Origin of the sequence: Catellatospora sichuanensis, assembly GCF_007483665.1 — a bacterium.
Classification (GTDB): Bacteria; Actinomycetota; Actinomycetes; order Mycobacteriales; family Micromonosporaceae; genus Catellatospora; species Catellatospora sichuanensis.
Map to the genome: position 1 here is coordinate 79,156 of NZ_VIQO01000047.1, position 10,198 is coordinate 89,353.

Genomic DNA, 10,198 nt, shown 5'->3' on the forward strand with positions numbered 1-10,198 from the left:
GCGCATCAGGGGGCCACCGGCACCATGCTGCCGGTGGTACCGGGCGTCGTGCGCGGCGCCCGTCGGGTGGTGCTGTTCGGTCCGCCCGGGATCGGCAAGACCGCTGCGGCCGGTGTACTCGGGCAGCAGCTGGGCATGCCTGTCCTAAGGCTGGCTCCGAGCCCACAGGACGCCCAGGTCCCCTACACCGGACTGCTCGAACTCGCACTGGCCCTCCAACCGCTGCCGGCCGCGCGGGAACTCGCGACCGGAATCGACAAGGCCGTCGGAGTGCCGGGCTCTGCCGATCCCGCCGGGACCGCTCTACGGCTGCGCCGGTTGACCGCCACCCTGCTGCTGGACACCCCGCCTCTGACACTGGTGGTGGACAACGCCCAGTGGCTGGATACGGCCAGCGCGGCCGTCTTGCGTTGGGCACTGCGCCTGGCTCCCGACCTTCCCGTCATAGCCGCAGAGCGAATCTGGCGCCCGGGGAGCGAAGGCCACTGGTGCGGCGAGGACCCCTGTGCGGTACGCATCCCGGCGCTGACACCCGATCAGGTCGCAACCCTGCTGTCGCCGTACCGGCTAACCCCCTACGAGGTCACGCAGACCCACATCCGCAGCGGAGGGAACCCGGCCCTAGCCCTCGCATTCGCCGGGGCCCGCAGCCGCGCCACCGACCTGCCGGCCGCTCAGGGTCTCGTAGACGACCTGGTCCTGCCGCCGGCCGCCCGCCGACTGGTGAACGAATGGCTGGGCACTGTGTCGGCCGAAGTTCAGGAACTGTTGACGGTCGCCGCACTCGACGACCGGCCCGACCGCGAACTGCTGAGCCGCCTCGCCGGCCCGCCCGCCGACAACCTTCTCGCAGAGGCCGAGGCAGCCGGACTGATCAACATCGGGCCGGCCGACGGGAAGATCCGGTTCGCCGCCTCCGCGATCGGTGCCGAACTCGCGGCCCGACCGCCGGTCGCCACACGCAGGCTCCTGCACACCCGCCTGGCCGAAGCCAGCCGCGACAGCATCCGCCGCGACCGTCACACCACGCTGGCGGCCGACACCAACGACCCGCAGTCGGCCGACCGCGCCGCCCGCGCCGCCGCCCGCGCCCGGCTGCGCGGAGAACCCGCACTAGCGGCCGAACTCTCCCTCCTCGCCGCCGAACGTACCCCGGAGACCGACGCCGACCTGCTCACCGAACGGGCGCTGACCGCCGTACGCGACGCCGCCCACAACGGCGACCTGCCCCGCGGCCAGGCCGCCGTCCGCCTCGTCCTGCACCACGACAGCAGCCCCGCCAACCGCGTCAACGCCCTCATCTCCCTGATCGACTCAGGCGGACAGCACCTGCACAACGGCGACAAGCTGTTCGCCGACGCACTTCACGAAGCGGCCGGACATCCGGACCTGACCGCGCAGATCCTCATCCGCCAGGCGATCTGGGCCAACGTCAACGGCGATCCCGACCGGGCGTGCGCCCAGGCTGCCCGGGCCGCCAGCCTCGCCCGGAGCGCTGGCGACACCGCCACCACCGCCATGGCCCTCACGATGCAGGCCCGCATCCAACGCATCCTCGGCCGCCCCCAAGCCGAGACCACGCTCGGCCACGCCCTGTCCCTGCCACGCAGCACTCACATCCCCGTCAACGCCAGGCCCGAACAGCTCTCCGCCCGGCACGCCATCTTCGACGACCGTCTGGACGAAGCCCGCAGCGCACTGCTGCCTCTGCTCGTCGAAGCCGAGCGGACCGGAGACGCCGAAGCCACCGTGGATGTCCTGCGCAGCCTCGCCGAAGTCGAGATCCGCGCCGGACGGTGCGGACTGGCCCTCGACTACGCCGGCCGCGCCCTGTCGCTTACCGACAGAGCCGCCTTGGACCCCGCACCAACGTGCTACACCTCCGCCCTGGTCGAGGGCACCGCCTCGTGCACCGACTCCGCCCTCGCTCACGCACGCCGCGGGGCGGACACCTCCCGCCGGGAGGACAACAAAGTCTTCCTCTCCCGAAACCTCTTCGTCCTCGGACATCTTCTCCTGGTCACCGGGCGTCCGAAAGAAGCCCTGGAGGCGCTGGAAGAGGTCCGTACGCTTGAGAAGCGCCAGCAGGTCCGCGACCCGTCCGTCCTGCGCTGGCACGCCGACCTCGCCCAAGCCCTCATCTCCCTCGGCTACCTCGACCAAGCCCGCAAACTGCTGACCGATACCCGTCGCACCGCGACTGATCTAGATAGAAGCTGCGTCCTCCCCGTGCTCGACCGCTCCCAGGCACTCCTGGAAGCCACCCTGGGCAACTACGATGCGGCCGCCGACCTCCTCACCGCAGCAGCCGACCACCTCCGCCACCTGCCCATCGAACACGGTCGAACCCTCCTGGCCCTCAGCCACACCGAACGACGCGGACGCCGACGCGCCAGCGCCCGCACCGCGGCGCAGAGCGCCGCCGACCTCTTCAGCACGCACCAGGCACACCCCTGGATCGAAGCCGCCACCCGCACCCTCCACCGGCTGGACCCCGCCCGCACGCACCGCGACACGCTCCCGCGCCTCACCACCGCCGAACAGCGCTGCGCGGAGCTCGCCGCCAGCGGAGCGAGCAACCGCGACATCGCCACAGCCCTCACCATCAGCGTCAAAACAGTCGAAGCGAACCTCACCCGCGTCTACCGGAAACTCGGCCTCCACTCGCGCATCCAACTCGCACACGCTGTCATCCCCGGCACATAAATAACGACCTATCGCAACGGCTCCCAGAGGAACCCGCGTCCGATCCGGGACACGCACACCCCGCCACGTTCACCGCGGCGCTGGTCGGCACCGCGGCGGCAGCCCGGCAGGGCAACCGCGCGACGCCGCGTGCAGGCCGACACTGTGCGCAAGGGCGGCCGCCACCGGTGCTGGACAGTGGTCGTCGACGGCCTGGCTGCCGGGATGGACTGGTCGACGCTGCGCGACATGGTGTCGACGCCACGCAAGCGGCGTGGGCCGAGTTCGGCAGCCTCGTCGAGGGCCGGCTCACCCCCGCCCAGCAGCACCCCGACCATGCGATGGTCCTGACGGCGGGCCTGGCCGGGATGCACGACCTGGAACGGCCTACGGCATCGACGCCGACGACCTGGGCGACAGTTCCAGCATCGGCGCCGAGCCGAAAATCCGCGCGCCATCCGGAAACCGTGCAGCTGCTCGGCGAAGACGTGTGGATCGCGGTCGCCTTGCCCGGCCAGGCGCAGGGTTGCCCCACCGAGGGCGTCGACGTCATCGCCCAGTGGATGTCGGCGGCCGACGACACCGCGACCCGGACTGGGTACGCGAAGCCATCGCGTCCAACATCGGCAACGGTTTACCACCACCCGGGCGACGACCTCGAGGCGCTGCACTGATCGGCGGAACCGCCGCCCGCCCGCCCGCCCCGATGGACCGAAACCTAGACCGGCTCGGCCACCGGGTGCGCCACCGGCGCGCCGAGCCGACCGCTCGGGTGCCTCCAATGCAGGTAGCCAGGGCAAAGGCTATCGCGCCACCGCCGGGCGCGCCCGTCCGGCAGGCGTGCCGCGACAGTTACGGCCGCGGCGGCGGCGTGCTTCCGTGGAAGCACCCGATCGGAGTGCCAGCTCCGCCGACAGCCAGGAGCCCGGCAACTGGGTGGGCCCGGACATGACCACCCTGTCCGCTCTCGCACCGGCAGCGACCTTGGCTCCGTGGTGATGATCGTCCCGCTCGCGGCGATGTCAGCGCCTCCAGGCTGCTCAACCATACTGACCCGGCCGCATTCTCGGATGCATACACGTTGGCCGCTGCCCGACAGAGGCGTTCAGGACGGCAGCGTGTTGGCTCTTGAACAAAGCTTCGCCTTCCTCGCCCGAGACCGACACAAGTTCGACACGATATGCAACCGGGTGAAGTCGTCCTCGGACGAGGACCGACCGCTGCTCGTCGGCGGACGCCACGGCCTGCGCTCTGGCGACGGCAAGCCTTACCCGCCGGCCACCGCAACCGCAATTCCCAGCATCCGGAGACGCCCGGTGCTCACGGGTTTTATCGTCGGCAGCGCGGGTCTCGCAGACGCCAGCACGGTCCGCTCATGTGGATGGCGAAAGGGCGCGTTGTGTCCAGTCTTCAGGAGGTCATAGCGGCGCTGATCCCGGGCCGCCGTAGCAGGGCACTCCTCACGATCTCGCGACCGGGCATCAAGCAGGTGAGCCTTACGCCGGAGGTCGGGACGGGACCTGGAATACCAGCGGCAGATATCCCATCTAGTGAACGCCGCGCTGAGCCTCTGCGCCAGCCTGTTCGCGCCGGTGCCGTAGGCGGCGTGAGTGAGCCAGGCGAGGGCGACCTGTGCGCGCAGGCCGAGGGAATACCGCAGATTCCGAATATATACGCTCCGCCAGCTGTCCGGCTGGATCTGCGCCCGGCCGACGTTGCCCTGCATGATTGGACGGCGGGCTAGGTGCTGGCATGTGTCGTCTGATGCCTTCCGTTCACGTTCACGACCGACGAGGTTCGAGCCTGGTCTTGACGTTGCACGACCCTACGACGCCGATGAACCCGGTTGCATGATCATGGACATCTCTAGGAGTCAGCTCAAGAACAACCGCAGCGCTTAGCCCGCGCGGAAGCCGAAGCCATACACGCCATGGCTTCCACCGACGGCAAGGCCGCTGCTGGCACGGTTCCAAGCGGCAGCCAACACGGTTCCGTGGAGCCTGGTCATGGCGATACGCCGACCGGTTGACACCTCCCATATCCGCACCGTCCGGTCTTCGGTGCAGGTGGCCAGCCAGGATCCGTCCGGCGAGACCGCCACCGCATTCACGGCGCCAGCGTGGCCTACGAATGTGGCACGGTGCTTGCCGGTGGCCGCGTCCCAGACCTGCACCGTCCCGTCGCTGCTGCCGGTGGCCAGCCAGGACCCGTCCGGCGAGACCGCCACCGCATTCACGGCAGCGGCATGGCTTCGCAGGATGGTGCGGTGCCCGCGGGTGGCCGCATCCCAGATCCGCACCGTCCCATCGCTGCTGCCAGTCGCCAGCCAGGACCCGTCCGGCGAGACCGCCACCGCGCTAACCCAGCCGGTGTGGTCACGCAGCATGGTGCTGTGGCGGCCACTGGCCACATCCCAGATCCGCACGGTGCCGTCGGTGCTGCTGCTGGCCAGCCAGGACCCGTCCGGTGCCACCACCAGTGCAAGCACCGCGCCAGTGTGACCTCGCAGCATGTTGCGCTGGCCGCCGCTAGTGGCGTCCCAGAGCCGCACCAGTCCGTCGCTGCCGCCGCTCGCCAGCAATGACCTGTCAGGCCACACCGCCACCGCATTCACCGCGCCGGTATGGCCTTCGAGTGTGGTGCGGTGCTTGCCGGTCGTAGCGTCCCAGATCTGTACTGTCCGGTCGTCGCTGCCAGTCGCCAGCCACGACCCGTCCGGCACCACCGCCACCGCATTCACCGCACCTGTATGGCCCCGCAGGGTAGCGCGGCGCCGACCACTGGCTGCATCCCAAACTTGTACCGTCCGGTCGCCGCTGCTGGAGACCAGCCAATCACCGTCCGGGGATATGGCCACCGCGTTCACAGTGTCGGTGTGGCCTCGCAGAATGGTGCGGCGCCCACCACTGACCGCGTCCCAGAACCGCACTGTCCCGTCTCTGCTTCCGGTGGCCAGCCAAGACCCGTCCGGTGCGATCGTTACCGCACTCACAGCGTCGGTATGGCCTCGCAAGATGATGCGGTGTACGCCTATGGCCGCATCCCAGATGCGCACAGTCCGGTCGGCGCCACCTGCGGCCAGCCAAACACCGTCCGGTGACACCGCCACTGCATTCACCGCACCAGTATGGCCTCGCAGGATTTCGAGGCGCCTACCACTGGCCGCGTCCCAGATGCGTACAGTCCGGTCGCTGCTGCCGGTGACCAGCCAAGAGCCGTCGGGGGCCACCGCTACGGCGTTGACCGCGCCGGCGTGGCCTTCAAGGCTGATGCGGTGCTGGCCGGTGACCGCGTCCCAGATCTGCACCGTCCAGTCGTCGCTGCCGGTGGCAAGCCATGAACCGTCGGGGGCCACCGCTACGGCGTTGACCGCGCCGGCGTGGCCTTCAAGGCTGATGCGGTGCCGGCCGGTGACCGCGTCCCAGATCTGCACCGTCTGGTCGCTGCTGCCGGTGGCAAGCCATGCCCCGTCCGGAGATACCGCCACTGCAAGGACTGCGCCTACGTGGCCTTCGAGGGTCGTGCGGTGATCTCCGGTGGCCGCGTCCCAGACCTGCGCCGTCCCGTCGGTGCCGCCGGTGACCAGCCAAGAGCTGTCCGGCGACACCGCCACCACCCGCACCCAGTCGGTGTGACCTTGTAGATTGGCGCGCCTGCCTGATGACACCCCCCAGACCCGCGCCGTCCGGTCGCTGCCGCCGGTGGCCAGCCAAGAGCCGTCCGGTGACACCACGATTCCGTTCACCGCGCCGGCATGGCCCCGAAGGATGGTGCGGTGCCGGCCGGTGGTCGCGTCCCACACCCGCACCGTCCCGTCACTGCCCCCAGTGGCCAGCCGAGACCCGTCCGGTGACACCGCCACCGCGAGCACCGTGCCAATGTGGCCTTCGAGCGACCTTCGTTGCTTGCATGTGGCCGCGTCCCAGATTCGTACTGTGCGGTCGCTGCTGCCAGTGGCAAGCCAAGAACCGTCAGGAGACACCGCAACGGCGTTCACCGCACTGGTGTGGCCCCGAAAGATCGAGCGGTGCCGCCCACTGGCCTCGTCCCAGACCCGCACCGTCCCGTCACTGCCTCCGGTGGCAAGCCAAGACCCGTCTGGAGACACCGCCACCGCAAGCACCGCGCCAATGTGACCTCGCAAAATGGTGCGGTGGTGCCGACCGCTAGCAGCATCCCAAACCCGTACCGTCCCGTCGTCGCTGCCGGTGGCTAGCCATGATCCGTCCGGCGACACCGCCACCGCGTTGACTGCACCCGTGTGGCCTCGCAGGACGGTGTGGTGGCGACCACTGGCCGCATCCCATATGCGCACCGTCCGGTCGTCGCTGCCAGCGGCCACCCACGACCCGTCCGGCGATACCGCCACCGACCGCACCGTGCCGGTGTGGCCCCGCAGGATGATGCGTTGCCGACCGGTGGCCACATCCCATATCCGCACCGTGCGGTCGTCGCTGCCGGTGGCCAGCCAAGACCCGTCCGGCGACACGGCCACCGACAGCACCCACTGGTCATGTCCTTCAATAACCCGGCGCAAGGCGGGGTCTGGCATGTCAGGCAGCGGCCACACGCTGGTGAGGGCGGCTCCGGAACTAACCGCGGCCAACACCTCGGCTTGAGGTGCCCAGTGGGGGTCCTGCCGGACCCGGTCGTAGAGGATGAACCGACGGGCCTGCAATGGCTCCGTCGGGTTGAGCAGGTGGCTGAACTGCGCGAACAAGCTACCCAACCGTGCCGCCAGCGGCGTGTCGACCCGGCACAGATCGGAGTATGGCCCTAGCGGACCGTTGTCTTCGAGGAGCCGGTGCTGCACCCAGCGCAGGTCGCAGGCCAGCCGCTCCGCCTCCTCGGCACGTCCGGCGCCGAGGAGGTGCTCGATCAGATGCTCGCGCAGGTACCGGTCCCCGTCGCCGAGTTGCCACCACGCCACGTCCTCGCCGCGCTCGTAATCCCAGGGAGCGGCCTCCCGGGCTAGCCCTGCGCCTGCTGCGTCAAGCAACTGTCCGTGTAGGTGAACGACCTTCTCCCGGCCCAGCCGGTGCAAAAGATAGTCGCGGATGACGTCATGTAGCCCTACGGCACCGCCCCCGCTGTCGGACTTCGGGGCTAGCAGCGCCAGACTCGCCAACCGCGCACACAGCGCCCGCGTGTCCAGCAGCGTCATGCCGCCGGTGCGCTGCCACAGCGCCGCCACCAACGGCACCGGGATGACCTCATCCTCGACGAACACCGCCAGCTCGGCGAGCCGCTCATACTGCTGCGCGGTGAGCAGACCCGTGCTCGCCTCAATCGTAGCTGCGACAGCCTTGTCGCGCTGCTCGGGGTCGCTTACGTCGAGCTGCGCAGACGCCATGCCTGTGTAATCGTCGGCGACTAGCTTGCTGCCCCGTAGTTGAACCAGAAGCTCCTGCGCGACCTTGGCTACGTCGGCCTCGGTCAGGGCCTGGTCTCGCAGGATCCGGTTCACCAGTCGCAGCAGCAGCGGCCACCGGCCGGTCTCCTGCAGCAGTTCTGCGACCACTGTAGGCGGCAGGCCCTGCAGGTCGTGGGTCAGTACGTCATGCGCCTGCTCATTCGACATCTGATCGACTTGGACAGGCACTGCTTCGGACGCGACCAGCGCAGGTCTCCGGGTCGTTACCAGGCGACGGGATCGGCCAGCAACCGGGAACGCCAGCACCTGGTCCTCGAACCACACGTCATCGACGATCATTAGACGGCGTGGACCAGAACCAAGGATAGACGCCAGATGCTCGGCCGCCTGTCGCACGTCCGTGAACTGCTGCGCCCGAGCTGGGTCGATGCGGCGCACCATGTCGTTGATCTTCTCTACCAGCGCGGTCCCGTGCACGTCTCGACCCAGCGTCACCCAGTACACCCGGCGGCCGAACCGGCGAAGCACCCGCTTGTCGGAGCGCACCAGCCGCGCCACCGTCGTCTTGCCAAACCCGCCCGCACCGTGGACGGCGGTGGTGATCCCCACCGACCCGGCGCCCCGGTGCTTGCGCAGCGCCCGCACAATCTGGTCCACCTGCTTTGGGCGGTCCACAACCCACCGCTCCAGACGCTGCGGCACAGGCACCAGCTCCGCCAGCCGCCGCTCATACGCCTGCTGCACGCGCCACGTCCACAAGCTGGCGATCGCGGCCACCGTCGTTAATCCGGCCACCCACGGCCACGGATGCCGCTCCACCGAGTCTTCGAACCATGGAAGACCATCAACGTCCCCTCCAGTTGCGGCATTGACCGCCGCTGCCACCGCGGTCAGCGTCGCGAACGCTGCCACCGTTGTCCCGAGCAGCAGCACTATCCGCCACCAGCGACCCACTGCAAGCCTCCCCACGGGAAAGCTTCCATCCAATCCCAATACACATCCACCCACTACCATCCAGGTGTCCGGCATCGATTGACCGCCAGTGCGATGTCATCCCTCCCGCCCGTGATTCGGCGATCGCCATCGACGCTCGCAGGCAGACCTGATGCACGGTGTTGCTCACTGGAGACCGCAACAAGATCCTGGCTGGGCCGCAGCGCTGCAGCCGTGCCACCGTTGGACCATGCTTAGGTCCGACGGCACCGGGAACCGCTCCAGCGCGACTAGATAACGACTCCATAACGGTCGCTGCTCTCGCTGCGTCTACCGACGGCAGGTGCTCGCGCGTTGGAGCCATCGGCGTTGCCTTGGCGCTTGGAGGATGATGCGCGTGCCAGCTGGATTGCCTCGTGGAGGCGACCACGGCCCGACATTCAAGATCGCGATTCGCCGCGTCGCGTACCAGCCTCAGCCCAACATGGCCTCATTGGCTGATGCGTAACTGGCGTTGGGTGGGCTCCTGGGCCACCAGTGTCCCGTCGCGTCACCCAACATCGCTGGTCATGCAACGTGACATCGCTGCGACCACGTTTGCGCATCACTGCGACACGGGTCTAGCCGGACCGACGCTACTGTCTGGTTCAGCCTATGACCGGGTGGAGGTTCCGCGCTGCAACCTCGGCAGCGCGGAACCTCCACCCGGTCGACATCCATTGATCTGAGACGGGCTGCATCACCGCCCGCGGCGCCGGACGGATCACGGACGTCGCGCTGATCCACTTGGGTCGGCCGCGAAGATGCGCACCCGCGCCGCTGGCATGTCCGACTCGTCTGTCTGGTCAGCAAGAAGCGTGGCGACTTGCCCGCCAGGTATGTGGTACAGGAACCGCTCGGTGACACCGGGACGGCCGAGGGCAACGATGTCAATGCGGTGTCGCAGCCCTCCCAGGTTGAACAAGTGCGGGAACGGGTCGTCTGCTACGAGCCGTCCAGTGGTGGGCGCGATGACGGCCACGGTGCATGGGCCCGGACCGGCGATGATCTGGCAGGCGAGCAGAAGGTCGTTCATCACCCTGAGCTTCCACCCCAGGACCGGACACCGGGGTTCTCACGCTGCGAGGGCGTGGTCGTGACGATACCCGAGGCGGACCTCGGTGGGTGTGCGGTATCCGAGGGTGGAATGTAGACGGTTGGCGTTGT

4 protein-coding genes are annotated in these 10,198 nt (G+C 68.8%); 2 read left to right on the plus strand and 2 right to left on the minus strand.

Annotated features, from left to right (window positions below):
• Positions 1 to 33 precede the first annotated feature (33 nt).
• A complete protein-coding gene (locus tag FLL47_RS40390; protein ID WP_222106419.1) occupies positions 34 to 2,706 on the plus strand; it encodes a helix-turn-helix transcriptional regulator in 2,673 nt (890 codons plus the stop codon).
• A gap of 320 nt (positions 2,707 to 3,026) precedes the next feature.
• Entirely contained in the window at positions 3,027 to 3,359 is a 333-nt protein-coding gene (locus FLL47_RS40395; RefSeq protein WP_144127973.1) for a hypothetical protein, read from the plus strand.
• 1,223 nt (positions 3,360 to 4,582) lie between these two features.
• Here the strand turns inward: FLL47_RS40395 and FLL47_RS40400 are convergent.
• Both FLL47_RS40400 and FLL47_RS40405 read right to left on the minus strand, forming a co-directional pair.
• Positions 4,583 to 8,992 carry an NB-ARC domain-containing protein gene (locus tag FLL47_RS40400; RefSeq protein ID WP_186316218.1) on the minus strand — a complete coding sequence of 1,470 codons (4,410 nt, stop codon included), beginning with the start codon at positions 8,990 to 8,992 and terminating at the stop codon, positions 4,583 to 4,585.
• A gap of 763 nt (positions 8,993 to 9,755) precedes the next feature.
• Complete coding sequence (locus FLL47_RS40405) at positions 9,756 to 10,067, minus strand: hypothetical protein (RefSeq protein WP_144127975.1); 312 nt, start codon at positions 10,065 to 10,067, stop codon at positions 9,756 to 9,758.
• Positions 10,068 to 10,198 lie beyond the last annotated feature (131 nt).